At 48.4% G+C, this 26,081-nt stretch carries 20 protein-coding genes, 4 tRNA genes and 1 pseudogene; 14 read left to right on the plus strand and 11 right to left on the minus strand.

Annotated features, from left to right (window positions below):
• Positions 1–5 precede the first annotated feature (5 nt).
• From hutU to yeiP, 7 genes and pseudogenes are all read right to left on the minus strand, one after another.
• Entirely contained in the window at positions 6–1,703 is a 1,698-nt protein-coding gene (gene hutU, locus R4537_RS10735; protein ID WP_071177817.1) for a urocanate hydratase, read from the minus strand.
• A gap of 18 nt (positions 1,704–1,721) precedes the next feature.
• Positions 1,722–2,744 carry a formimidoylglutamase gene (gene hutG, locus R4537_RS10740; protein WP_071177818.1) on the minus strand — a complete coding sequence of 341 codons (1,023 nt, stop codon included), beginning with the start codon at positions 2,742–2,744 and terminating at the stop codon, positions 1,722–1,724.
• Positions 2,734–3,942 carry an imidazolonepropionase gene (gene hutI, locus R4537_RS10745; RefSeq protein ID WP_071177819.1) on the minus strand — a complete coding sequence of 403 codons (1,209 nt, stop codon included), beginning with the start codon at positions 3,940–3,942 and terminating at the stop codon, positions 2,734–2,736. The genes hutG and hutI overlap by 11 nt, the downstream gene beginning before the upstream one ends.
• A gap of 103 nt (positions 3,943–4,045) precedes the next feature.
• On the minus strand, positions 4,046–4,756 hold the full coding sequence (gene hutC, locus R4537_RS10750; RefSeq protein ID WP_000075030.1) for a histidine utilization repressor: 711 nt from the start codon (positions 4,754–4,756) through the stop codon (positions 4,046–4,048).
• A gap of 115 nt (positions 4,757–4,871) precedes the next feature.
• Positions 4,872–5,806 (minus strand): annotated as a pseudogene (locus R4537_RS10755) (DUF3187 family protein).
• 138 nt (positions 5,807–5,944) lie between these two features.
• Positions 5,945–6,265 (minus strand): HI1450 family dsDNA-mimic protein, encoded by a 321-nt coding sequence (locus R4537_RS10760; protein WP_000818872.1) that lies wholly within the window; start codon positions 6,263–6,265, stop codon positions 5,945–5,947.
• Positions 6,266–6,269: 4 nt separating this feature from the next.
• Positions 6,270–6,836 carry an elongation factor P-like protein YeiP gene (gene yeiP, locus R4537_RS10765; RefSeq protein WP_001123591.1) on the minus strand — a complete coding sequence of 189 codons (567 nt, stop codon included), beginning with the start codon at positions 6,834–6,836 and terminating at the stop codon, positions 6,270–6,272.
• Positions 6,837–7,054: 218 nt separating this feature from the next.
• On the opposite strand from yeiP, the gene R4537_RS10770 reads away from it, so the two are divergent.
• Together R4537_RS10770 and R4537_RS10775 are read left to right on the plus strand one after the other, a co-directional pair.
• The gene (locus R4537_RS10770) at positions 7,055–7,822 is read left to right on the plus strand and encodes a nucleotidyltransferase domain-containing protein (protein WP_000174733.1); all 768 of its coding nucleotides are present in this window, start codon (positions 7,055–7,057) and stop codon (positions 7,820–7,822) included.
• A 108-nt stretch (positions 7,823–7,930) separates the two neighbouring features.
• Positions 7,931–10,030 (plus strand): PTS sugar transporter subunit IIC/EAL domain-containing protein, encoded by a 2,100-nt coding sequence (locus R4537_RS10775; protein ID WP_071177820.1) that lies wholly within the window; start codon positions 7,931–7,933, stop codon positions 10,028–10,030.
• Here R4537_RS10775 and R4537_RS10780 read toward each other — a convergent pair.
• On the minus strand, positions 10,002–12,365 hold the full coding sequence (locus tag R4537_RS10780; RefSeq protein WP_071177821.1) for a DNA polymerase II: 2,364 nt from the start codon (positions 12,363–12,365) through the stop codon (positions 10,002–10,004). The two genes, R4537_RS10775 and R4537_RS10780, sit on opposite strands and share 29 nt — an antisense overlap.
• Positions 12,366–12,740: 375 nt before the next feature.
• On the opposite strand from R4537_RS10780, the gene uvrY reads away from it, so the two are divergent.
• The 8 genes from uvrY (at position 12,741) to R4537_RS10820 (ending at position 17,832) form a co-directional block, all read left to right on the plus strand.
• Positions 12,741–13,385 (plus strand): UvrY/SirA/GacA family response regulator transcription factor, encoded by a 645-nt coding sequence (uvrY, locus tag R4537_RS10785; RefSeq protein WP_029628248.1) that lies wholly within the window; start codon positions 12,741–12,743, stop codon positions 13,383–13,385.
• A complete protein-coding gene (gene uvrC, locus R4537_RS10790) occupies positions 13,385–15,217 on the plus strand; it encodes an excinuclease ABC subunit UvrC (protein ID WP_071177822.1) in 1,833 nt (610 codons plus the stop codon). Before uvrY ends, uvrC begins: the two co-directional genes overlap by 1 nt.
• Positions 15,218–15,264: 47 nt before the next feature.
• Entirely contained in the window at positions 15,265–15,822 is a 558-nt protein-coding gene (gene pgsA / locus R4537_RS10795) for a CDP-diacylglycerol--glycerol-3-phosphate 3-phosphatidyltransferase (protein WP_001211977.1), read from the plus strand.
• Between the two features lie 257 nt (positions 15,823–16,079).
• Positions 16,080–16,153 (plus strand) — tRNA-Cys (locus R4537_RS10800).
• A 2-nt stretch (positions 16,154–16,155) separates the two neighbouring features.
• Positions 16,156–16,231: transfer RNA gene (locus tag R4537_RS10805), tRNA-Gly, on the plus strand.
• A gap of 64 nt (positions 16,232–16,295) precedes the next feature.
• Positions 16,296–16,382, plus strand: a tRNA-Leu gene (locus R4537_RS10810).
• 10 nt (positions 16,383–16,392) lie between these two features.
• Positions 16,393–16,468, plus strand: a tRNA-Gly gene (locus tag R4537_RS10815).
• 245 nt (positions 16,469–16,713) lie between these two features.
• Complete coding sequence (locus tag R4537_RS10820) at positions 16,714–17,832, plus strand: GGDEF domain-containing protein (protein WP_001190447.1); 1,119 nt, start codon at positions 16,714–16,716, stop codon at positions 17,830–17,832.
• Here R4537_RS10820 and R4537_RS10825 read toward each other — a convergent pair.
• Positions 17,829–18,314 carry a GNAT family N-acetyltransferase gene (locus tag R4537_RS10825; RefSeq protein WP_071179478.1) on the minus strand — a complete coding sequence of 162 codons (486 nt, stop codon included), beginning with the start codon at positions 18,312–18,314 and terminating at the stop codon, positions 17,829–17,831. The two genes, R4537_RS10820 and R4537_RS10825, sit on opposite strands and share 4 nt — an antisense overlap.
• A gap of 290 nt (positions 18,315–18,604) precedes the next feature.
• On the opposite strand from R4537_RS10825, the gene pheS reads away from it, so the two are divergent.
• From pheS to ihfA, 3 genes are all read left to right on the plus strand, one after another.
• Positions 18,605–19,588 carry a phenylalanine--tRNA ligase subunit alpha gene (gene pheS / locus R4537_RS10830; protein ID WP_071179479.1) on the plus strand — a complete coding sequence of 328 codons (984 nt, stop codon included), beginning with the start codon at positions 18,605–18,607 and terminating at the stop codon, positions 19,586–19,588.
• A gap of 26 nt (positions 19,589–19,614) precedes the next feature.
• Positions 19,615–22,002 (plus strand): phenylalanine--tRNA ligase subunit beta, encoded by a 2,388-nt coding sequence (pheT, locus tag R4537_RS10835; protein WP_071179480.1) that lies wholly within the window; start codon positions 19,615–19,617, stop codon positions 22,000–22,002.
• A gap of 438 nt (positions 22,003–22,440) precedes the next feature.
• Positions 22,441–22,737 (plus strand): integration host factor subunit alpha, encoded by a 297-nt coding sequence (gene ihfA, locus R4537_RS10840; protein WP_001229261.1) that lies wholly within the window; start codon positions 22,441–22,443, stop codon positions 22,735–22,737.
• A 121-nt stretch (positions 22,738–22,858) separates the two neighbouring features.
• Here the strand turns inward: ihfA and relV are convergent, their stop codons facing one another.
• Positions 22,859–23,638, minus strand: a complete 780-nt coding sequence (gene relV, locus R4537_RS10845) for a (p)ppGpp synthetase RelV (RefSeq protein ID WP_000054943.1) — start codon at positions 23,636–23,638, stop codon at positions 22,859–22,861.
• Positions 23,639–24,107: 469 nt separating this feature from the next.
• On the opposite strand from relV, the gene R4537_RS10850 reads away from it, so the two are divergent.
• A complete protein-coding gene (locus tag R4537_RS10850; RefSeq protein WP_071179481.1) occupies positions 24,108–24,764 on the plus strand; it encodes a thiopurine S-methyltransferase in 657 nt (218 codons plus the stop codon).
• A gap of 100 nt (positions 24,765–24,864) precedes the next feature.
• Here R4537_RS10850 and purT read toward each other — a convergent pair whose 3' ends face one another.
• Positions 24,865–26,040: a phosphoribosylglycinamide formyltransferase 2 gene (purT, locus tag R4537_RS10855; protein WP_001959616.1), complete on the minus strand. Its 1,176-nt coding sequence runs from the start codon at positions 26,038–26,040 to the stop codon at positions 24,865–24,867.
• Positions 26,041–26,081 lie beyond the last annotated feature (41 nt).

A 26,081-nucleotide genomic window follows, 5' to 3' on the forward strand; every position in this document is an offset into this window, starting at 1 on the left:
TTTCCTCACTTGAGTTTGGCCAGCTCAGCGTTGAGCATTGGTAAATCGAGTTTTTGCTGCTGCGCGCAGCGTTTGGCAATCTCATAGCCCGCATCGGCATGGCGCATCACGCCGGTCGCTGGATCATTATGCAGCACGCGTGCAATACGTTCGGCGGCATCATCACTGCCATCACAGCAAATCACCATGCCGGAATGTTGTGAGAAGCCCATGCCGACGCCACCACCGTGGTGCAGCGAAACCCAAGTAGCACCACCTGCGGTGTTGAGTAGCGCATTGAGTAACGGCCAATCAGAGACCGCATCTGAACCATCGAGCATGCCTTCCGTTTCGCGGTTCGGGCTAGCGACTGAGCCTGAATCCAAATGATCACGACCAATCACGATTGGCGCTTTGAGCTCGCCATTTTTCACCATTTCGTTAAAGGCTAAGCCTAAGCGAGCGCGATCTTTTAAACCCACCCAGCAAATACGAGCCGGTAAACCTTGGAAGTGGATTCGCTCACGCGCCATATCCAGCCAGTTGTGCAGATGTGGGTTGTCAGGGATCAGCTCTTTGACTTTTTGATCGGTTTTGTAAATGTCTTCCGGATCGCCAGACAGTGCTGCCCAACGGAACGGACCTATCCCTTCACAGAAGAGTGGACGAATATAGGCCGGCACAAAACCGGGGAAATCGAATGCATTGGCAACACCTTCTTCCAGCGCCATTTGGCGAATGTTATTGCCATAGTCCAGCGTCGCAGCGCCGCGAGCTTGCAAATCAAGCATGGCGCGCACTTGGATAGCCATTGAGGCTTTGGCGGCTTTGACGACGTCGGCTTCATTTTGCTGACGCGTCTGCGCAGCTTTTTCCATGCTCCAGCCGAGTGGTAAATAGCCATTGAGTGGATCGTGTGCCGACGTTTGATCTGTCACCACATCAGGTGTGATGTTGCGTTTGACTAATTCGGGGAAGACGTCGGCAGCATTACCCAGTAAGCCGACAGAAATTGGACGATCAGTATCAGCGATCATCGCCAGCGCTTCATCAAGTGTGTTGGCTTTTTTGTCGACATAACCGGTGCGTAGACGATAGTCGATGCGCGATTCATCGCATTCCACCGCAATCATCGAGAATCCTGCCATCGTCGCCGCCAAAGGTTGCGCGCCGCCCATGCCGCCCAATCCGCCAGTCAAAACCCAACGGCCTTTGGCATCGCCATTGAAATGCTTTTTCGCAACCGCGACAAAGGTTTCGTAAGTGCCTTGAACTATGCCTTGTGAGCCAATGTAAATCCAAGATCCCGCCGTCATCTGGCCGTACATCATCAAGCCTTGTTTATCGAGCTCGTTGAAATGTTCCCAGTTTGCCCAGTGTGGTACTAAGTTGGAGTTGGCAATCAACACGCGTGGCGCATTTTTGTGGGTGGGGAAAACCCCAACCGGTTTACCCGATTGCACCAGTAAAGTCTGGTCATCTTCGAGGCGCTCCAGCACTTCGACGATTTTGTCAAAGCACTCCCAGTTACGCGCCGCGCGGCCAATGCCACCATACACAACCAGTGCATGAGGATGTTCAGCCACATCGGGGTCGAGGTTATTCATCAGCATGCGAAGTGGGGCTTCAGTGAGCCAAGATTTGGCGCGCAGCTGTGTACCACGAGGGGCGCGAATGGTGCGCTGAGTGTCCAGTCTTGTTCCTTGTGCAGATGACTGTGTCATGTTGAGACTCCTTTTGATTCACGGGTGACGGATGGATTGCACTTGTTCGGCCATGGCGTTAGCAATGTCCCAACACAAACGAGCGGCTAAGCGCGCGGTGTGCTGATCAATATCGAAACTCGGGTTGTATTCGGCGATATCGGCAATCATCAATTTGTTTTTGTTATGAAGAATTTGGTCGAAATAGGGGGCGAGCATTTCTATGCTCACACCGCGCGCGGCAGGCGCACTGACGCCGGGCGCACTGGCCGCCGGAAACACGTCCAGATCAATGGTGAGATAGAGGTAATCACAATCATCAATAAAGTGTTGTAATTGAGTCAGGTGATCCTTGAGTGACAAAGGCGAAAACGCTTTATCTTCAACATACCAAACCCCTAGCTTATCTGCGCGTTCAAACAGCGCGGGCGTGTTGCTGGCGCGGCTCACTCCCAAGCAGGCGTAATGAAAATCCCAACCTTGCTGCTGGCAAAAATGGTGGATTTGATTAAACGGCGTGCCTGAGCTTGGGCGTACTGGAACGAACGCTGTTTCAACCCCAGATTCAAACGCGCGTAAGTCAAAATGCGCATCAAAATTGATGATGCCGATCCGTGGTTGCTTTACGCCTGTTGCTAGAAAATGTTGTGCTAAACCCTGAAAGGTTGCCCAAGCAATCTCGTGTCCGCCGCCGAGCACGATGGCCCGCGCGTGAGGCAGAGCCTGTTGAATCACTTGCGCGCATTCTTGCTGAGCTTGCTCTAATGCATCACCTTCACAACGAATGTTGCCCAAATCGTAAATGGGGGTTGGATGGTGCCACGCGAGATTGGCCAGTGCTTGCTTAATAAGGTTGGGCGCGTGTTTGGCTCCGATGCGACCTTTGTTGCGTGCAACGCCCGCATCACACTCAAAACCGATCAACGCCACACCCGGCTCTTGGTTCGCTAGCTCGCCCACTTGAATGGGACAAGCGATATAGTGCACACGACGCCCAGCTTGGCCATCCTCAGTATCATGGCGGCCTTGCCAAGTGTGCTCTGTGGTGAAATTAGGATTCATAGCTTAGCTCTCCATTCACCATGCGAGCATGCAGGCGAGAAACGCCGACTTGGTAGCTCAGCTCGGCAGGGTGTTCGATATTCCAAATTGCCAAATCAGCATCGTAGCCTTCTACGATTTGTCCTCGGTTTGCGGGGTAACCCAAGGCTTGCGCTGCATGGCAAGTGACACCGCGTAGCGTCTCTTCTGGCGTTAGGCCAAACAAGGTACAGCCCATATTCATCATCAGGGACAAATCGGCAAATGGTGAGGTGCCGGGGTTTAAATCGGTAGAGATGGCCATGGGTACGCGATATTGGCGCAGCCATTCAATCGGCGGCTTTTGGGTTTCGCGCAAAAAGTAGAATGCGCCGGGAAGTAAGGTGGCAACCGTGCTCGATTGCGCCAATGCTTTCACGCCCGCTTCATCAAGATATTCGATATGGTCAACGGAGAGCCCACCCATGCGAGCGGTGAGTGCGCTGCCGCCTAAGTTGGAAAGCTGCTCGGTATGACCTTTGATTTGCAAGCCATGCGCTTGCGCAGCATGAAACACGCGTTCAGTTTGCGCCACGCTAAAGCCAATCGACTCACAAAACACATCCACGCTGGTGGCCAGTTGCTCTTCGGCAACCCGAGGAATGATCTCTTGGCAAATATGCGCGATATAGTCATCACTACGGCCTTGAAATTCAGGAGGCAGTGCGTGCGCGGCAAGTAATGTGGTGGTGATTTTGACTCGACGATGCTGCTCAAGCGCTTTGGCGGCGCGCAGCATTTTCAGCTCATCCTTGAGCGTTAAACCGTAGCCAGATTTCACTTCAACGGAAGTGACACCGCTACGCAGCAGGCCATCCAAACGCGGTAGGGCGAGTTCGATCAACGCTTCTTCACTGGCCTTACGAGTGGCATTCACGGTAGAAAGAATGCCGCTACCTTGGGCGGCGATGGTTTGGTAGGGCACACCTTGTAAACGCAGCTCGAATTCGTTGGCGCGGCTGCCGGCATAAACCAAATGGGTGTGGCAATCAATCAATCCCGGTGTGACTAATTTGCCGGCACACGAGATAGGATGTGCATCGCTGGGGTGGTCAATATGTTGGCCTATGTACTGAATGCGCCCCTGCTCAATGACTAGGGTTTGCGGCTCGGTTATCTGATAACCTTGCACGCCCGGTTGCATGGTTACTAAACGCGCTTCGGTCAACACACAATTCATCGCTTTCCATCCAGATATCGAAATTTCAAATGTATATACAAATAAATAGTGGAAAGCGTGAAAGTTCGCAACTTGAATGTTGCGAAAATGTGATCATGTGGGGCTATTGGTTGAATAGAATTTTCGAGCTGAGTTTATAGCGCGAACCCGGATGATAGAGCAGGGCTGAGCTCACCAGCTTGTCACCACTCCAAGTACGGCGATTGAGTAGCAAGCAAGGTTCATTAGCCGCAAGTGCAAGGGCTTGTTTGACATGCGCATCGGCCACAATGGCTTCTACAGTATGTTCAATCGCGCTCAGTGGACAGTTTTGCGACAAATATTGGTTGGGCGTAATTTGGGTAAAATCTTGGTCTAAATAGTGCGGTACCGAACGGCTATTCACCCAACGCACTTCCAGCTGCATCGGGATATCGTTAGCGTAGTGAATGATTTCACTGTAAAACACTGGGCTTCCCACCATTACACCGAGCTTGATGGCGACAGCTTCATCGGCGTTCAACGCACGCTGTTCAACCACTTTGTTGTGATACTGCTTACCGCGACTGAGGATTTCATCCGCGATATTACGAATATCCAGCAAAGGTGATTCGGCTTTCTCTTCTGCCGCGCAAACAAAGGTGCCCAAGCGTGGGCGGCGCTGTAATTTGCCTTCACTGACCAGATCGCGCAGCGCTTTGTTGACCGTCATGCGGCTGACACCAAATTGCTCGGTTAATTCCAATTCAGTGGGGGTACGATAACCGACCGGCCAACGACCCGACTCGATGTTGTCGAGCATAAATTGTTTGATTTGCAGATAGCGTGGAGACAAGTTTCAACTCTTTCAAAAATCATTTGCATAGACAAATCATTTCTTTGAAATCGAAGTTTTGCAACTTTTTGTGTGTAAGTTGCCACATTGCGCAGATTTTACTGAGTGATAACGCCTACAAGCGATAGCGATAACTGATGTGCAGCGCAATATCCGTGCTGAAGACGTTTTCAGTTAACGCAAGCTCCAGGCGCTGGATGGCATTACGTAGCGATAACCCAGCACATATTCTGTTGCGGGTTTCTCAAGCTCCTTGGGGCTTTCCACTGTGCCTTGATAAAAATGAAAAGAGCTAAACAAGTGGTGCTTGGTATTGAGCTGGTACTCATAACCTGCTGCCAGAGTGAGGGTCGACTTTTTCGTTGGTAGCGTGCTCGTCGCACTATTGTGATGAACTACGCCGAGCAGGCCATAAATTCGATGCGCGTCCTGCTGATAGGTGTAGTTCAGTTGCAGTGCTTGCTCAAAACGGTTTAAGCGTAATAAGCCATTTTGGTTGTAATAGAGAGTAGCACCGAGTGAAAGACCATGCTGCTCTGAAGTGTGGATTTGGTACTGCGTGTAAAGAGAAAATGCGTTGCTTAGAGTGGAGCCAGAAAAGTCATCCCACGCAATCTTGTGCTCTGGAACGGCAATATGAAAACGGTGTTTATCAACACTATCACGCCCATTTTGATCCAGACCAAACAGGTCATGAAATCCCATGGTCAGCGAATCCAACTGGTTATCCCTCGCCTGACTAAACCGATAGCTCAGCTCCGCCTGCCAACGGGGTGCAAACTGCCATTTAAGACCTAAGGTGAACTGGTTTTGGTAGAAATCACCCTCATAACCCGGACTATCACTCCAGATACTGGCAGCAGAAAATCCACCAAACAGCTCTTGGCTATCCAGCGGGAGTGAAAATCCGTCGCGAAGTTGTGGAGCAAGGGAATGACTGGCGAGAGGCGCTTGGGCGTAATTGATGAATGGGCCGTAACGGTAGTCATTAGCCAGACTAGGAAAAGCCACCAGAGTACAAATAAGGCTAAGCAATGGGATGAATCGCATCGTCTAACTCACAGTTTGATTGCACTTGAGCTAAGTTTAGCGGAATTTTTTGTGATAAAGCTTGGGTTTATGTCTCAATCTAACATCTTGGAATGTCAATAAAGAGCAACGCCAGCTTGAAAGCTGGCGTTGAGAAGTTTAGTCACGCTTCCACAGCATATGGCAAAACTTCTGATCTGGGTCACGACTGATCAACATGCGCGCGAACACATCGTCCAGCACATCATTTTCTTCGTTCACCAGACCAATACGTACTTCGGCATAGATTTCTTTATCGACTTCGAATCCCACTTGGTCATCCCAGTCATCACCCACATCGACCAGCTCAGCCGCGCCGCGATCATCAAACTGTGCCGTGAACAGAATCACGTCTACAGGTTCAAGGTTATCTGGCGCCATTTCCAAGAAAATGTCGTATGCAGTATCAATGGTGTCGTCGATAGAAATAAGCTCAGCCATAAGATTACGCTCGGTTCATGAATTTGCGTTCAGCAGTATTGATAACGATACGATCGCCCGTTGCAATGTACTCTGGAACTTGAACCACTAATCCAGTTGGCATACGCGCTGGTTTAGTACGAGAAGAGGCAGAAGCACCTTTGATTGATGGATCCGTCTCTTCAATCACCATTTCAACAGAAGATGGCAGTTCAATCGCAACCGCTTCACCGTCAACCAATACTACGCTCATGCCTTGAATTTCTTCAGTGATGAACAGCAGCTCGTCTTCGATTTCATCTTTCTTGAAGTTGTATGGGGTGTAGTCGTCATTGTTCATGAAGACATATTCATCGCCATCAATGTAAGAGAAAGAGATCGGACGTTTGTTCATTTCTACGGTATCCAGAACGTCATCAGATTTGTAACGCTCATCTACGCGTGCGCCTGTGTTTAGGTCAGTACAACGTAGTTTGTAGATTTTTGAACCGCCGCGGCCACCAGGAGTGGTCACTTCGATATCTTTGATCAGCAGAGTCTTACCGTTAGAAATGATGGCAAAACCTTTTTTGAGTTCACTTGCCTTTGGCATGAAATATATCCTTCGTGTAAAAAGTGGCAGCATTATAACTAAAGGATGGGGAGAAAAGGAATATCTCTCCCCCTGCTACGTGACGTGGTGCGTGCATCGTGGTTAAGAATTAAGGTTTGACTGGTTGATTGCTCGCCAGTGGGGTAAGTCTGCTATTGATTGATGGTCACGCATCATAGAACATAAGGCCTGTGCAAATTAAGCGAGTATGGAGCGGTATGACTCTGCCGGTGATTGACCCCAAGCAACCTTTTCAACCTGAATATCAAAACGCGATTGCGGATTTGGTGCGCTTTTGGCGCGCAGGGGCAGGGCAGGCATTACACAGCATTTACCTCTACGGCAGCGTGGCGCGAAAAACGGCCAAGCCGAATCGCTCCAACCTTGATGTCGTGGTAGTGACCTATGGCTCTTTTGAAGAAAACCGCGCGACCTTAATCAACACTATCCGTTGGCGTTTTCAAAAAAGCTACCCGTGGATCACCGATGTCTCCTTTAAGATCGCAGCCGTTGAGGAAGTGGCGACCTTAGAGGCGATTTTTTCTTGGGGTTTCATGCTACGCCACTGCTGTGTTTGTGTGTATGGCGATAATCTGGCCGAATGTTTTGGCCATTACGAGCCAAGCTGGGAAATTGCGAAGCATTGGAATATGGATGTGGGGGATTGGCTTGCCTATTACCGAGATAAAATTGCCAAAGCCGCAACCGAACAAGAGCAGATCATGGCTCAGCAGATGGTGGCCAAAAAGCTACTGCGTGCCAGCTATTCGCTGATTATGTACCGCGACAAGCAGTGGTTTGATGACCCGATCGAATGCGGTACCCACTTCCTACGCTATCACCCAGAGAAGCAGCTTGAGATTGACCGCCTTGGCTTGCTACTAAAACCCCGTGCAATTCCCAAACGCTCGGTGATTGGTTTACTCGATAGTTTTGGTCCGTGGCTGGTGTCTCAATATCAAAAAACCGAGTTTCGAATTGGTTAGTCTTTTTTGAGAATAAGCAGTAAGTATAAGTTTTAACCGCTGAATCATTTATTGATAAAGAAATTAGTGTGCTAAGTTTTTAATACGCGTCACTTGAGCCTCTTTAGCATGCTGAGTTTTAATAAGTACTTACCCACGGTGAGAAAAAATGAGTTAACCAAGGTTTCTCAATACCTTGTTTCAGCGATGCATTCGATTCGTGAAGGGATGGTGTGGCTGATCCCGTGCTTAATGATCTCTTCCTTCGTCCTATTTATTGCCAGCATGGGCGAGCTGTTTAGCGGTGGCCGTCCTGAATGGGTTTTGATTTTGTATCGCGCGAACCAAGTGATCGCCGAAACCTTTCCTTATTTGATGACGGCCACCATCTCATATCTGCTGGCCATGCATTGGCATTTGCCACGTCCCCCGATTGCGCTACTGAGTATCATTTATTTGGCGATCTCGTCAGCTTCGGTAAGTGCCGAGAATAATTTGCCAACGTTTCAAATCATCACAGCACTGATCACGCCAATTTATGCTATTCCGATGATAGCTTGGTTGATGAGTTATCCGGTCTTACACTTAACCCGCTCAAACAGTGCTGGCAGTATAGTACGTGAGTCACTCAATCTGGTGTTGCCTGCGGCACTGACGGCCATGGTTGTGGTGGGCATAAATTTAATTTTATTTGGCCCGATCACTCGTCAGATCTTTGCAAGCTTGATGCATTTTGATTATGCCAATGACCCTTATTCCTTCGGCTTAACATTCGCCAGCCTAAACTCGCTGCTTTGGTTTTTCGGCATCCACGGTTATTACGCTTTATTACCTTTAGTGGAATTATTGCAAGAAGCGAGTCGGCTGTCCGAGTCCTATTTTTTGATCGGTGAAACCGCCCCTTATCCAATGAATTTATCCTTTATGGGCACGTTTGTGTTTATCGGAGGCAGCGGTGCAACCTTTTCTTTAGCTTTAGCTATCCTATTGTTCGGAAAGCAGAAAAACATTCGCTTGCTCGCGATTGCCAGTCTTCCGATCGGGCTGATTAATGTGAATGAGATTTTCCTATTTGGTTTACCTCTGATCCTCAATCCGCGTTTATTCTTCCCCTTTCTCCTCGCACCTATGGTGAATGTGGTGGTATCACTCTGGGCGGTCGAATCGGGTTGGGTCGCGTACCCGAGTGTTTCAGTGCCGTTCAATAGTCCGATTTTTCTCAATGCTTGGATTGCGACTAGCGGTGACTGGAATGGATTACTCCTGCAATTGGTCAATATTGTTCTCGGTTGTCTCTTATATTTGCCCTCGGTACTGCGTCTTAATGAACAATATGGTCAGCAAACGATTCGAATTCCTTCGTTGGATACTATGTATACTCGCCGTCAAGAAGAGGCGGCTCATCTGCAAGATGATCCCATTGCGTTGGCGCAGAAACGGGAGCGTGAGCAGCTTAAAGTTGAACAGCAACTGCAGATGATGAGCAGCAAAGAGTTCTGTTTGGAGTATCAACCGCAGGTTTGTCACCGAACAGGACAAGTGATTGGTTGTGAGGCATTAATTCGAGCCAAAGATCAACAAGATAACATTCTATCACCAGCAACCTTTTTACCCTCACTTGCCAAAGCTGGGTTGATGAAGGAGATGGATTTATGGGTAGTGAAACATGCTACGCGTGATGTTCGTAAACTCACGAATGTCGGAGTTTATGTGCCTGTCAGTATTAATCTGACGGCAGAAACCTTGATGGATTTGACCGTAATGGCTCAGATTGAAGAGATCATTCGCCCAGTAGCAGGATTAATTCATATTGAGCTAACGGAAGAAAGTTTACTGGCGGATGAACAGCGTTTGACTTGGGTGTTTAACCAACTTCATCAATTAGGCGTCAAAATTTATATTGATGATTTTGGTACCGGTTACTCTTCCTTGAGCTATCTGCACCGTTTTGATGTCGATGGCATCAAGATTGATCGCTCCTTTGTGCTGGCTTTGGCCTCTGAAAAAGGGCGCAAAGTGTTTGCAAATTTACAGCTCGTTGCTCATTCCCTTGAGCTGGAAACGATCGTCGAAGGGGTCGAAACCCAAGAGCAGTTAGACGCGATGGGAGATGAGTACCCGTTCTCTGTACAAGGTTGGTTTTACAGTAAGTCATTGAATCGTAGTGATTTAGTCGAGTTTGTGCAGAGTCGAGATGTTTCTAAAATAGCCCCAGTTGAGGCGCAATAAGCTCATCAAATTGTTTGCCAATAAAAGGCAAAATCGCATCTGCGACCGGTTTAAGCTGTTTATCGATGTAGTGCTGATAATCAATAGGGCTTTTCGAATACTCTTTCGGCTCGGGACCATTGACTGTAATCACATATTCAATCGTTCCGCGGTATTGGTATTGTAACGGTCGCCCAAGTTTGGCGTTAATGTCATCCGCCATTCTGGCCGCGCGTACTTGCGGAGGTACATTCTTTTGGTATTCATGTAACCGTCGGCGCAAACGCTTTTGATACACCAACTGCTCATCCAATTGGCCTGCCAATGTCTGTTCTACGATAGTGCGAATATAGGACTCCGGATCCTGTCTGTGGAATATCAATTGATACAACTGATGTTGAAAACGTTGCGCGAGCGGTGTCCAATCGGTGCGTGCGCTTTCCAAACCTTTAAAAATCAGTTGCTCATTGTCACCATCCCCTTTTAAGCCCGCATAGCGTTTTTTGGAGCCCGTTTCCGAACCGCGAATGGTCGGCATTAAAAAACGGCGATAGTGGGTTTCGTACTCGAGTTCAAGAATCGAAGTAAGGGCATATTCTTGCTTTAAATGCTCTGTCCACCATTGGTTGATTTCGCGGACCAAAGCGTGACCAATGTTATCCGCTTCTTGCTGAGAGTATTGCCCACCGAGTGCGACAAACGTTGAATCCGTATCGCCATAGATCACTTGATAACCGCGCGCTTCAATCAACTGTTTTGTTTGGATCATGATTTCATGGCCGCGCATGGTAATGCTCGATGCCAAACGGGTATCGAAAAAGCGGCAGCCTGATGAGCCGAGCACACCATAAAACGAGTTCATGATGATTTTGATTGCTTGTGAAAAAGCCTTTTCTTGGTTGCGTTTGGCTTCATCGCGCGCTGCCCATAGCTTTTCGATCATCTCAGGTAAAAAGTGTTTGGTGCGATGAAATTGACCACCGCGAAATCCCGGAACCGCGTGATCGGCCTGTTTGCCTATTGGCAGTTTTAATCCTTCAATCAACCCAAGTGGATCAATCAAAAACGAGCGAATAATCGAAGGGTAGAGGCTTTTAAAGTCGAGCACGAGTACCGAGTCATACAGCCCCGGAATCGAATCCATCACATAACCGCCCGGGCTGGCAACCCAGTTTTCTGGCTGCAAATTGGGAGCGACATACCCTGCACGGTGCAGTTGTGGTAGATATAGATTGGTGAATGCGGCCACGGAGCCACCAATGCGATCTAGCTCGACCCCTGTTAAACGCGAACGCTGAATCGCGAAATCGAGCAGATGAGTGGCCGCAAAAATCTTATTCACTAATACGCAGTCTTGCAGGTTGTAGTGCGCGAGCGAGGGCTTATCGTGGCGAAACATCTGGTTAATTTCATCCATCCGATCATGTACGTTATGAATCGCTTTCCCTTCGCCGAGCAGCTCTTGCGAGACGGACTCCAAAGACCATGAGCGAAAATGAAAAGTTGCGGTTTTTAACGTATCGATACCATCGAGCACCACACGCCCGGGAATACTGATAAAACCCTGCTGCGTTTGGCTCGCCGTGCGGAAAAAGCTCGGTTGCTGAGCTCGGCCAATGGTGAGTTTAAGTTTGTGGAATTCCGCGCGTTTGTGCAGTAGCCGGAAATCGAAATCCACCACACTCCAACCAATAATCACATCAGGATCAAACTGCTCAAACCATGCAATCAGCGCTTTGAGTAACTGGTATTCATCCTCGACCCATTGAATCGGCGTTTCTGCAGGCTCCGGCTGACCAACCATAATCACTCGGCTGTCCAACTGGCTATCCAAACCAATCGAGTAAAGCAACCCTTTTTCGGAACATTCGATGTCTAGCGACACCATATTCAGCGCCGGCAGGTAATCACCTTGGCGACATTTGGCTTGATGAACTTGGCGATAATGGCCGAAATCGGTGATCTGACCAGTAAATTCGATGCTGCCTTGGATAAAGCGTTCCATCAGAAAACGGTCAGCCAAACGAATATCCGCCTCTAAGGTCAACATGTCCGCTTGAGCGAGTTTCTCCGCTAAGATTTGGCTATCGCGAATCGTATTGCAGTAACAAGCGGCGAGGGGGTGGCCTGCAAAGCTACGTAATGGCAGAGGCGATAATGAGGGTGTTATTGATAATTCTGCGGCAATTCGTATCACTTCTTGGCTAGCCGATTGTTCAATAAAAAAAACCGGACGCTCACCGCGTATGGTAAGTTGTGTTGGGCCAGAAGGTGTAGCGAGCCAAAGTTCAATTTGGGTTTGTCCTGCGATGTCACGAGCATGACGCGTTAATACAAACCCTTGTTCAATCTTCAATCTGGCTCACCATTTTTCAACACTCATCTATTTTTACGCTGGCACATTATACTAATAGTGACGCTGATTACATCGCATTGTGACGTCACAAGCAGGAGTCGGTGAGCACCTAGGTGATTGCGACGCAAAAGTAGGCTAAAAATCACGGCTTTCATTCACCAAATCTTTCAATTAGGCGAATATGATTTTTGTTAAGTAATTGATTTTTATGTGCCACATGTGCGATCCGACACTTTGAAAAATAAGTGCTTGCTAAAGTGTAGGTTTCAGATCATATTCACAGAAGAAAGTTGCCCGCGTTGGTTTGGGGTAGCTTCGCTGTAATCCACTGTCTCGGTGGGTGCAGAGCCAATAGATAAGTGTGGAGATACAAGTTTGATTAGTGTTTTCCTTGTAGATGATCACGAGCTGGTTCGCACAGGGATACGACGTATTATTGAAGACGTCCGTGGAATGAAAGTAGCAGGGGAAGCTGACAGCGGTGAAGAAGCCGTAAAATGGTGCCGTACTAACCATGCGGATGTCATTTTAATGGATATGAACATGCCGGGTATTGGTGGCTTAGAGGCAACCAAGAAGCTGTTACGTGTTAATCCAGACATTAAAATTATCGTATTGACGGTACATACCGAAAATCCGTTCCCAACCAAAGTGATGCAAGCGGGTGCCGCAGGTTATCTCACGAAGGGCGCGGCTCCGGATGAAATGGTCAATGCGATTCGTATCGTTAACAGCGGTCAGCGTTATATTTCTCCAGAGATTGCGCAGCAAATGGCGTTGAGCCAGTTTTCTCCCGCCTCTGAAAACCCTTTTGCTGATCTCTCTGAACGCGAATTGCAGATCATGTTGATGATCACTAAAGGCCAGAAGGTGACGGACATTTCCGAACAGCTCAGCTTGAGCCCGAAAACCGTCAACAGCTACCGCTACCGTTTGTTTGCCAAGCTGAATATCAACGGTGATGTGGAATTAACCCACTTAGCTATCCGACACGGGATCTTAGATACTGAGAAGTTATAGTGTCGACACCGTTTGATTCTGCCCCTTTTCTTAAGACAGTCACCAACCAGCCCGGCGTATACCGAATGTATAACGCTGAGGCTGAAGTGATCTATGTCGGCAAAGCCAAAGACCTCAAAAAGCGTCTAACCAGCTATTTTCGCAAGAATCTCGACAGCGAAAAAACCAAAGCTCTCGTCAGCAACATCGCCAAGATTGACGTGACGGTCACCCACACCGAAACGGAAGCATTGATCCTTGAGCACAATTACATCAAGCAGTATCTGCCTAAGTACAACGTGCTGCTGCGTGATGATAAGTCTTATCCCTATATTTTCTTAAGCGCGCACAAACACCCGCGACTGTCCTCACATCGTGGTGCCAAAAAACGCCGTGGTGAATATTTCGGGCCTTATCCGGATTCGGGTGCAGTGCGTGAAACTCTGCATTTGATCCAGAAAATCTTTCCCGTCCGTCAGTGTGAAGATACGGTGTACAGCAATCGTACTCGACCTTGCTTGATGTATCAGATTGGGCGCTGTGCCGGACCTTGTGTGAAAGGGCTGATTTCTGACCAAGGCTATCAAGAGAGCGTCCATTACCTGCGTCTTTTCCTGCAAGGCAAAGACAACCAAGTACTGTCGATTCTGGTTGAGAAAATGGAGCAGGCGAGCCGTGAACTGCGTTTTGAAGATGCCGCTAAAGCGCGTGACCAAATTCAAGCCATTCGCCGCGTACAAGAGCAGCAGTTTGTGTCGGATGACAGTTTGGAAGACCTGGATGTGCTCGGTTTTGCACAAGAAAATGGCATTGCTTGCATCCATATTTTGATGATCCGCCAAGGCAAAGTGCTCGGCAGTCGTAGCCATTTCCCGAAAATACCAAGTGACACCTCGCAGGTCGAAGTGTTTGAGAGCTTTTTAAGCCAATATTATTTGAGTCACAGTGAAGCTCGCAGTATTCCGGCACGGATCATTTTAAATCGAGGGTTGACCGAAGAAACCGAGGCGTTACAAACCGCGATCAGTGAACTTGCAGGGCGCAAAGTCACTTTCCATGTCAATCCAACTGGTACGCGAGGTCGTTATCTGAAACTCGCCAATACCAACGCGCTGACGGCGATCACGACTAAGATTAATCACAAGATGACCATCAGTCAGCGCTTCAAAGCCCTGCAAGAAGAGCTCGGCATGGATGCGATTACTCGCATGGAGTGCTTTGATATCTCACATACTATGGGCGAAAGCACGATGGCTTCTTGTGTGGTCTTCAACCAAGAAGGGCCGCTAAAGCAAGAGTATCGGCGTTACAACATCACGGGCATCACTGGTGGGGATGATTACGCGGCGATGGCGCAAGTGTTGGAACGTCGCTACAGCAAGCAGCTCGATAGCAGCAAGATCCCCGACATTATTTTCATTGATGGTGGTAAAGGGCAGCTCAATCGTGCCTATGAGATCATTTCGTCCTGCTGGCAAGATTGGCCTAAGTACCCGAAGATCATTGGTATAGCCAAAGGTGTGACGCGTAAACCTGGTTTGGAAACGCTGATCACCATTGATGGTGACGAGTTTCATCTACCGAGTGATGCGCCTGCGTTGCACTTAATTCAACACATTCGGGATGAAAGCCATAACCACGCGATTGCAGGGCACCGAGCGCAGCGCGGAAAAACTCGCCGAACCAGTACGCTTGAGGGTATCGAAGGGGTCGGGCCGAAACGGCGTCAAGCCTTGCTGAAATATCTGGGTGGTATGCAGGAGTTAAAACGCGCTTCTGTTGAAGAAATCGCCAAAGTGCCGGGCATCAGCCACGCATTGGCAGAAAACATTTATCAAGCATTGAAACAATAAGAAAAATACAGCAACATTAACGCGCCATCGAAAAGAGCCTATACATTATGCGTTTCAACATTCCTAACCTTCTCTCTTTGCTCAGATTATTTCTGATCCCCGTGTTTGTGGTGACCTTTTATCTCCCTTTTGAATGGGCTCCCTTTGTTGCCGCTATGGTGTTTTGGGTCGCTGGATTCACCGATTGGCTAGATGGGATGTTGGCGCGAAAATTAGGCCAAACCTCGCGTTTTGGTGCATTTATTGACCCAGTAGCGGATAAAGTACTGGTTGCCACGGCGCTGATTTTGATCACCGAACATTATCACAGTATCTGGATCACCATTCCTGCGGTGACCATGATCGCTCGCGAAATCATCATTTCAGCACTGCGTGAGTGGATGGCAGAAATTGGCAAACGAGCCAGTGTCGCGGTTTCATGGGTTGGCAAAGTAAAAACTCTGACTCAAATGTTTGCGCTGTGGGTATTGATCTGGCGTTATGACGACTGGATGATTTGGCTTGGCTACATTTCTATCTATGTGGCGACTGTACTGACCTATTGGTCAATGGTGCAATATTTGGCGGCGGCCAAAGACGACTTACTGAATGAAGAACATCACTAGAAAACGGGCGAAAGCCCGTTTTTTTATCGTTGCGTAATAGGCGAGTAGAACAAAAAAGTGAAGCTTGGGATCCAGTTATCTCTATAAAAATCCGGTGTTTTTTGCTAACAAAGTGAGCAAATATCGCGTTTTTGCACGTTAAATAGTCAAACGATTAGAAAGGCAAAAAAATTGTGTTGACTCAATAACTCGAATGCGTAGAATGCATTCCCGTAGTCAGACAGCCACCGAAACAAGTGAAAGTCTGAAGTTACAGAGGCGCGTTGGCAGAGTGGCCATGCAGCGGATTGCAAATCCGTGGACCTCGGTTCGACTCCGGGACGCGCCTCCATTGCGACACTAGCTGAGTTGGTAGAGCGCAACCTTGCCAAGGTTGAGGTCACGAGTTCGAACCTCGTGTGTCGCTCCAAATTAAATGATATGGCGTTAAGCGGTATCACAAGATGGTGTCTCCCATCGCAAAAATTTTGCGTGCCCTGGTGGTGAAATCGGTAGACACAAGGGATTTAAAATCCCTCGACTTTCGAGTCGTGCCGGTTCAAGTCCGGCCCGGGGCACCATCTCCATTTCGCGACACTAGCTCAGTTGGTAGAGCGCAACCTTGCCAAGGTTGAGGTCACGAGTTCGAACCTCGTGTGTCGCTCCAAATCAGAAAGCCCGCTCCTTGAGCGGGCTTTTGCTTTCTTGATACTTTTTCATTCTGGTACTTTTGCACTATATCAACATGCTGTGCTGTGATGTTTCTCGTTGATTTATTTAGCACTTGCTAACGTTTTCCGGTTTTTATGATTAAAGTCACGTCGAGTGATTCGCTTCTCGTTACAATTGCCCTAGATTTATTAAGGAATAATCGTGAGTTAGCGGTATAGGCTAAAGAGTTGAGCGCCGAGCATGCAATCATTCAAATGGGATCAATACTTCGAAACAGGATTGGAGGAGGTTGATGAGCAGCATCAATCTCTTGTCAATATCGTCAATCGCTACAGCTCTCTGTTGGCCGAAAATCATGTATCACTAGATGAGATACGTCTCGCTCTGTTTGAGCTTTCTCGTTACTCTGAGTATCACTTCAAAGAAGAAGAGAAGCTCATGCGTGAGGTCGGCATTTCGGCACTTCATCTTGAAGAGCACATTCAGGTTCATCGCACGTTTATGTCTGAAGTGTTTAGCATGCAAGCTTTCATCCATGATGTAGATGACCGCTCGGCCGTTCAGTTATTGGAGTTTTTGATCCATTGGTTGGCGTACCACATCTTAGGTATCGATCAGAATATGGCGCGACAAGTGATTGCGATTCGCTCAGGCATGAGTGCCGAAGAGGCCTATGCTAAAGAAGAACGTGAGAAAAATGCCGCGACAGAGCCATTACTCAATGCCCTTAATGCGTTATTTGATCAAGTCTCAGAACGTAATCGAGAACTCGTCAAACTCAATCAATCACTAGAAGAAAAAGTGATTGAGCGCACTCAGCAGCTTTACCAAGTCAATCGTCAGCTCGAAGCGCTATCCATGACCGACAGTTTGACGGGCTTACCAAACCGCCGTAAAGCCATGCGTCAGCTTGTGTTGCATTGGAATCTTGCGCAAGACAACCAGCAGCCTTTCGTGTGTGTCATGATCGATATTGATGGGTTTAAAGCGGTTAATGATCATCACGGGCACGATGTAGGCGACAAAGTGTTAACCACGATAGCGAACATGCTAAGAGATCACTTTCGTAGTGATGATCTGGTATGTCGTTTAGGCGGCGACGAGTTTCTAGTGATTTGTCCTGAAACCGATACTGCTGGTGGTGTCTATATTGCAGAGCAGGTTTGCCGTGCGATTCAACAGCAGGTGATCTCGCTTGAAAACAATATTCGTTGGCAAGGCAGTGTCAGTATGGGGGTTGCCGCGTTTGCCTCAAACATGAAAGATCACCATGAGCTGCTGCGCGCGGCGGATCAAGCGGTTTACCTTGCCAAAAACAGCGGAAAAAATCGTGTTTGCGCTTTTGGTGCACCGAGCTAGTTGAGTGATTTCAGCATCCACACGTCGCAGCCATTATGCTCTGTCCCCGCCATGGGCTGCGTTAAGTGCTCAAAACCAAGCTGTTGGTAGAGCTTGATCGCTTGGGTCATGCTAGAAAGGGTATCTAAATAACATTTGGCATAGCCTTGCTGTTTCGCAAAATTCAAACAATGTTCGCTGAGCGCTCGGCCTACGCCATGGCCGCGGCTTGTGGGGAGCAGAAACAACTTCTTCAGCTCACACAAATCCGTATGGCCAGCAAAAGGTGCAATGCCGCCACCGCCGACTACCTTCCCCTCCAATAACGCAACAAAATACGCGCTACGGTCTTGCTCTCGATAATGCTGACTCATCGTAAGCACTTCGGCATCCGATGGGCCAAACCCTTCACCAATCGCACCAAATTCAGCGCCGACGCTTTGAATAATTTGGCAAATAGCAGCATCAAACTCAGGTCGAATCGGTACGATTTTTAATGTCATTGGTATTCCTTTTCTGGATGAAAAATGTGGTGGTGTGAATTTTTTAGCATGTCACCGCGTACTTCTAATTAGTGGGTATTGATGTAAGACTTTTCAAGTGCATGAATAATGCGCCAATAATGCATACAGGATGGATTTCAATTTGGCTTTAATCCTGGCTTTCGGTACTATGTACAGCTATTTGAAAACCCCAAGAATCCCTTACGGTAACACTATTGGCGGTCTTGCGACTGCCAAAGAAACCTACTCGGGCTCCTAAAGGAAACTGCTGATTAGCAGACGAGGAAACGATGCAACATCTACAAGAGATTATTGCTAATGCGACCGCGGCGATTAACGCTGCAGAGTCGCTCGTCGCACTGGATGAAGTGCGTGTTCAGTATCTGGGCAAAAAAGGCGAACTGACGCTTCAACTGCAAAGCCTAGGTAAGCTACCGCCGGAAGAGCGCCGTACTGCTGGCCAAGAAATTAACGTTGCGAAAGACGCAGTTCAAAAAGCGCTGGCTGAACGTAAAGATGCGCTGCAAAGCGCAGAGCTGGAAGCCAAATTAGCGGCTGAAACCATCGATGTGACACTGCCGGGGCGCCGTATCGAAAATGGTGGTTTGCACCCAGTGACTCGTACTATCGAACGTATTGAAAGCTTCTTTGGTGAGCTTGGCTTTACTGTAGAGTCTGGCCCTGAAATCGAAGATGATTTCCATAACTTCGATGCTCTGAACATTGCCGTGGATCACCCAGCGCGTACCGATCACGATACTTTTTTCTTCAATCCGAAGCTGATGTTGCGTACTCACACCTCTGGCGTGCAAATCCGTACTCTGGAAGAGCGTCAGCCGCCACTGCGTTTCATCGCCCCAGGCCGTGTTTATCGTAACGACTACGACCAAACGCATACCCCAATGTTCCACCAAGTGGAAGGTATGTTGGTTGATGAAAACGTTAACTTTGCACAGCTGAAAGGCATCCTGCATGACTTCCTGTGCAACTTCTTTGAAGAAGATTTGGAAGTGCGTTTCCGTCCTTCTTACTTCCCGTTCACTGAGCCTTCAGCGGAAGTGGATGTGAAAGGCAAAAATGGCAAATGGCTAGAAGTGCTAGGCTGCGGCATGGTGCACCCAAATGTACTGCGCAGCGTAGGCATCGACCCTGAGAAATACTCAGGCTTCGCGTTTGGTATGGGCGTTGAGCGTTTAACCATGCTCCGCTATGGCGTGAATGACCTGCGTGCATTCTTCGAAAACGATCTGCGTTTCCTAAAACAGTTCAAATAATTCAGGGTTCCCAAGAGGTATATACAATGAAATTCAGCGAATCATGGCTTCGTGAGTGGGTTAACCCGGCAATTACCACTGACGAATTAACTCACCAAATTACAATGGCGGGTCTGGAAGTGGACGACGTACTGGCCGTGGCTGGTGTGTTCGACGGCGTAAAAGTGGGTCAGGTGGTTGAGTGTGCTCAACACCCAGATGCTGACAAACTGCGCGTCACCAAAGTGGATATAGGCGAAGATGAGCTTCTGGACATCGTGTGTGGTGCAGCCAACTGTCGTCAAGGCCTGAAAGTGGCAGTGGCAACGGTAGGCGCGACCCTGCCAGGTGATTTCAAAATTAAGAAAGCCAAACTGCGTGGCCAACCGTCACACGGCATGCTGTGTTCTTTCTCTGAGCTGGGTATCGATGTTGAATCGAACGGCATCATGGAACTTGCGAAAAATGCACCGATTGGTATGGATTTTCGCGATTTTCTGTCACTGAATGATGTGACAATCGATGTGGATCTGACGTCTAACCGCGCGGACTGTTTCAGCATCCGCGGTCTGGCTCGTGAAGTGGGCGTACTGAACCGTGCGGACGTGACTGCGCCTACGGTGAATGCGATTGCAGCAACCATCAATGATACGATTTCTATTGACGTGAAAGCGCCTGCGGCGTGTCCACGTTACCTTGGTCGTATCGTGAAGAACGTGAACGTTCAAGCGCAAACGCCGCTGTGGATGCAAGAAAAACTGCGTCGTTGTGGTATCCGCTCTATCGATCCGGTGGTTGATATCACTAACTTCGTGATGCTGGAGCAAGGCCAACCAATGCACGCATTTGATCTGGCAAAGATTGAAGGCGGAATCGTGGTTCGTCTGGCTGAGCAAGATGAAAAACTGACTCTGCTTGATGGCTCAGAAGCCAAATTGAACGCAGATACGCTAGTGGTTGCTGACCAACAAAAAGCGCTGGCGATTGCTGGTGTGTTTGGTAGCGAGCATTCTGGCGTCAGCACTGACACCAAAGATGTATTACTGGAGTGTGCGTTCTTCGCACCAGACCACATTCGTGGTCGTGCACGTAGCTACGGCCTACACACCGATTCTTCAATGCGTTTTGAACGTGGTGTGGATTATGCTCTGCAACACGCCGCGATGGAGCGTGCAACGCAGCTGCTGGTTGAGATCTGTGGTGGTGACGTTGCACCAGTGGTAGCCGCAGAATCAGCGGCTGATTTACCCAAACCAAACCAAGTTGCGCTGCGTCGTAGCAAGCTCGACAAACTACTGGGTCATGCGATTCCGGATGCGGACGTGGTTGAGATTCTACAGCGTCTAGGTATGCAGGTCGAAACCACCTCAGAAGGTTGGCAAGCGACTGCGCCAACATGGCGTTTTGATATTGCTATCGAGCAAGATCTGGTGGAAGAAGTTGGCCGTATCTATGGTTACAACAACATTCCTAACCAAGCGCCAGTGGCCGCGTTGAACATGAACCTGCACAACGAAGCGAAATTACCGCTGAAGCGTGTACGCGACCTGCTGGTTGACCGTGGTTACCAAGAGGCGATCACCTACAGCTTCGTTGAGCCTGAGCAACAGAAACTGGTTGTACCGGGGGTTGATGCGCTGATCCTGCCAAACCCAATTTCTGCTGAAATGTCAGCGATGCGTTTGAGCCTGATTCAAGGTCTGCTGAACACTGTGGTTCACAACCAAAAACGTCAGCAACCTCGTGTTCGTCTGTTTGAATACGGTTTGCGCTTCATTCCTGATGCGGCGGCAGAAAATGGCATGCGCCAAGAGCCTATGTTGGCGGGTGTGATTTCTGGCGCTCGTGGTGAAGAGCACTGGAATATGGAAACGGCAACCGTTGATTTCTTCGATATGAAGGGCGATCTGGAAGCAGTTCTTGAATTGACCGCGAAAGGCAAAGCCTACAGCTTCGTCGCGACTAAGCATCCAGCTCTGCATCCAGGTCAAGCCGCAGCGATTATGGTGGATGGCAAAGCGATCGGTGTGATTGGTACGGTTCACCCAGAACTTGAGCGTAAGTTTGGCCTCAATGGTCGCACTATTGTGTTCGAGATCGAGTGGAATGCGATCAACACACGCGTGATCCCAGAAGCTGCAGCGATTTCTAAGTTCCCAGCCAACCGTCGTGATATCGCGTTGGTGGTCGATGGCAACATCGCTTCTGGCGACATCGTTGAAGCTTGCCGTGTGGCGGGTGGTGAGCTACTGAAAGACGCAAAACTGTTTGACGTTTATGTCGGTAAAGGCGTGGAAGAAGGCAAGAAGAGCTTGGCGATTGCGCTGACGTTGCAATCGGTTGAACGCACACTTGAAGAAGCGGATATCGCAGCAGCGGTAGAGGCGATTGTGCAAGCCGTATCTGCCCAATTCGGCGCGGCTCTGCGCGACTAAGCTTAGGTCTATCTTCGCTTTAAATCAGATGAAAACAGGCTCTTCGGAGCCTGTTTTTTTATCGTGATAATCTGGAACTGAGCCAACAACTCTCTGATTTTTAGATGAAACTAAGAAAAAATTTTTGGCGTATCGAAAAAAATTATCTACGCTAAATAGTGATGAGGGTCTGAAAATCATTTTAGTGACAATGATGTAAATAACTAAAAACTCAGATTTTTTTCCTCTTGTCATTCAAGAGAGAGTCAGTGATTTTTTGAAAGAGATGTAAATCGTAACGTTTTGAATCGCTTACTGAGTAATAAAAAAGTTGGCGAAAATCAGAAGGTTGGCATACACTTTCACTGTTCGGCAGTTAGGTTATTGATTGGCCGAATAAAAATTGCTTTGGCGCTGCCAACCAGCAGCAAGGTTTAACTTAGCTTTGAGGGAAGTTTTATGGCGCTCACAAAGGCCGAATTGGCTGAAGCCCTGTTCGAACAGCTCGGCATGAGCAAGCGGGATGCCAAGGATACGGTTGAGGTGTTTTTTGAAGAAATTCGTAAAGCACTCGAAAGTGGCGAACAGGTAAAACTCTCCGGTTTTGGTAATTTTGACCTACGAGATAAAAATCAACGTCCGGGTCGAAACCCTAAAACCGGTGAAGATATTCCTATTACCGCTCGACGTGTCGTAACGTTCCGCCCAGGGCAAAAATTGAAAGCCCGTGTCGAGAACATCAAAGTCGAAAAATAAGACCGAGCAATAGACCACGCCCGAAAGCGTGGTCTTTTTGCTTTATCCCCATTTCAATAAAAAACGCAACCGAGATGCCTAGGCTGCGTGTTTTGTTTGTGCTGTCCGAAGCGTCGGGTATTTATGCCGCTTGAATGTGTGTTGTGATGTAAGGCTGCCACGCTTGTTGATAGAGATCGCGTGAGGCTGAGCGCATCTTGGCAATTTGCGCATTTTCCCATTCGGTTAACTCACGTTGCTCTTGGCGCGCGGTGCGCTCAATGGTTTGGATTTGCTCATACAGCTCATGCTCTGCACCACTTTTTACTTGCGCAATCGCCGCTAAATGCAACTGAACCTCAGCAATAATCCCTGTTTTAGGTAACTGAACTAAAACGTTAAGATCGCGATAACCAGATTCTGCCGGATTCTTGAAGCGGTTTTTCACTTTTACCACAGTCGCTTCGCGACTTAATGTCTCATAAGCGGTGACGAGACTCGCCACATCATTCGCCACTATGGTGGCTCGGGCTAAATCGGTAATACGTTCAGCCTGACCATCTAACTCTAACTCAACCTTTTCTAAAGCACGCTGACGAGATTTTGTGCCAGCAAAGTAGGCTTGAGTATGGGTCAAGAGTGCGGTGCTTTTGCACAAAGTTTCTAGCTCGATTTGCGCTTGATGTGCTTTGCTGTACAGCACATCAAAATCTTGATAAGGCTGGACAATAGGGTAATTTTGGTTAGCGATACCGTACAAACCACTTAAGCTATGACGAAACAGCTTAGAGCTGACTTCGTTTTGTTGTGACTCTTCGCGGTTATCTTCCGTTGAATTGGTGGTTAATGGCACAGCCGCCATGGCAGGAGCACGGCTCAGCAGCAATAACATTAAGGCTGTGGTACGTAGCAATAGACTCATTCACTCTCCTTAGCTTGCGCTGTTCAGTCAAAAAGTAGACCTAGAAGGCGTTTTCTGACAGTGCAATCAAAGTGGGTTTAGTGTTCCTTTCTGCTCACTATGATCAATTGGGCCTTGTTGTTCCTTTTCCAATTCAATCTGGATTTTCAGTTGTAAGAATTTGTTATCCATCACATATCTTCTTCCTATTTGAAGCTGCAAGGGCGATGTTCGCGCACGCCAATCACATAGTCTGTCGATGTTTATTGGAATTCACTCATCTGCCGCCTATCTGCCATTTCAGGTTCTGCAACTTCAAATCGTTTGGAAAGAACATAGGCATCCATTCAGACTTCGAGTTTTCGATGGAGTTCCAAAGCCTTAGATAAAGAAATGTAACTGTCGAACAGATGGGGAGGGACAAATTCGTGCTACCGTGGGAGCAGAAGATCCGCTACTCTTGGCGGTAGCAAATGAAAAGGAGTAGAAGATGCGAGATCCTGAGTTCTGGCATAACAAATGGGCAGCGAACCAGATTGGTTTTCACCTTGAAGACGTGAACCCGCTATTGATCCGCTTTTGGTCTGATCTTGCCCCTAAACGCAGTGAAAAAGTGCTCGTCCCTTTGTGTGGTAAGAGTGAAGATCTGATTTGGCTGGCGAATCAGCATGACAGTGTTCAAGGGGTTGAACTGAGTCAAATCGCGGTACGTTCTTTCTTTGCCGAGCATTTCTATACCCCGACAGTGACCCGACTCAATGCGCAACATGAGCTGTATCAGTTTGATGAGCTTACGCTTTTTACCGGAGATTTCTTCACAGCTCCTGTTGAATCGGTGGACTTAGTTTATGATCGTGCAGCGCTAGTGGCATTGCCGGAAGAGATGCGCGCAGAGTACGCGCAGCGCGTGTTGCAACTGCTTAAACCGGGTGGGCGCATTTTGCTGGTCAGTATGGATTATGTGCAAACTGAGTTGTCAGGGCCGCCATTTTCGGTTCCTGAAGCGGAAATTCGAACCTTGTTTATGGGGTGTGAGGTGCGCAGAGTTTACCAAGATACGAGCATAGATCCGCATCTGAATAAGCGCACACAAGCGGGCTTAAGCCGCTTTGCCGAAGAAGTTTGGGTGATTGAAAAAGCCGAGTGACTTTGACTCTTTAACTCTTTGAATGCCACTAAGTAGAAATGAAAAAAGCGCGCTGAATGAGCGCGCTTTCTGATAGTGCTGATAAAGATAAAAAGCTGAATTAGTAATGAATCTTCACAGCTTTCGCACACTCAATCGCGCGATCAGTGGCTTCTTGCGTCGTTTTTCCTCGGCTCAGGGCAACACCTAAGCGACGACGACCCGCAATATCTGGCTTGCCAAATAAGCGTACTTGGGTGTGAGGAATGCTTAAGGCGTCATCAAGTCCACTAAACTGGATATTCTGTGATTGACCTTGGCCGAGGATCGCCGCAGAAGCTGATGGGCCATATTGCACGATTTGACCAATCGGTAAACCGGTAAACGCGCGCACATGCAAAGCGAATTCAGAGAGCTCTTGAGAAATCAGCGTCACCATTCCGGTATCGTGTGGGCGAGGGGAAACTTCATTGAAGATGACCTTGTCACCTTTCACAAACAGTTCAACCCCAAACAAGCCATAACCACCAAGCGCGTTAACCACCTGTTCTGCCACATATTCAGCCGCTTTGATGGCATTTTCTGACATCAGTTGTGGTTGCCATGACTCGCGGTAATCGCCATCTTCTTGGCGATGGCCAATTGGAGCGCAGAAATGGACGCCATCCACAGCGCGTACGGTCAGCAGTGTGATTTCGTAATCAAAATCCACGAAGCCTTCCACAATCACTCGGCCAGCGCCACTGCGTCCACCTTGTTGTGCGTATTGCCAAGCCGCTTCGATCTGCTCTGGTGTGCGAATAACACTTTGGCCTTTGCCCGATGAACTCATGACAGGCTTACAGACACAAGGTAAACCAATGGTTTCTACTGCCGCGGCAAAGCTCTCATAGCTGTCTGCGAATTGATACGCGGAAGTGGGCAACCCTAACTCTTCAGCGGCTAAACGGCGAATGCCTTCACGGTTCATGGTTAGGCGAGTTGCATTGGCGGTAGGCACAACGTTTAAGCCTTGCGCTTCTAACTCCACTAACTTGCTGGTGGCAATCGCTTCAATTTCTGGAACCACGAAATGTGGCTTTTCTAAATCAATCACTTGTTGTAGTGCATCGGCATCGAGCATATCAAACACGTGGCTGCGATGGGCGACCTGCATGGCAGGCGCATCGGCGTAACGATCACAGGCGATGACTTCGAGGCCAAGGCGCTGACACTCAATCGCGACTTCCTTACCAAGTTCACCAGAGCCAAGCAAAAGTACTCGCGTTGCGTTATCCCGAGTCGCGGTCCCAAACATAGACAATCCTTATAGTCATTCAGTCAACATTAGCAAAAAAC

Source organism: Vibrio paracholerae (assembly GCF_037672085.1).
GTDB classification, from domain to species: domain Bacteria; phylum Pseudomonadota; class Gammaproteobacteria; order Enterobacterales; family Vibrionaceae; genus Vibrio; species Vibrio cholerae.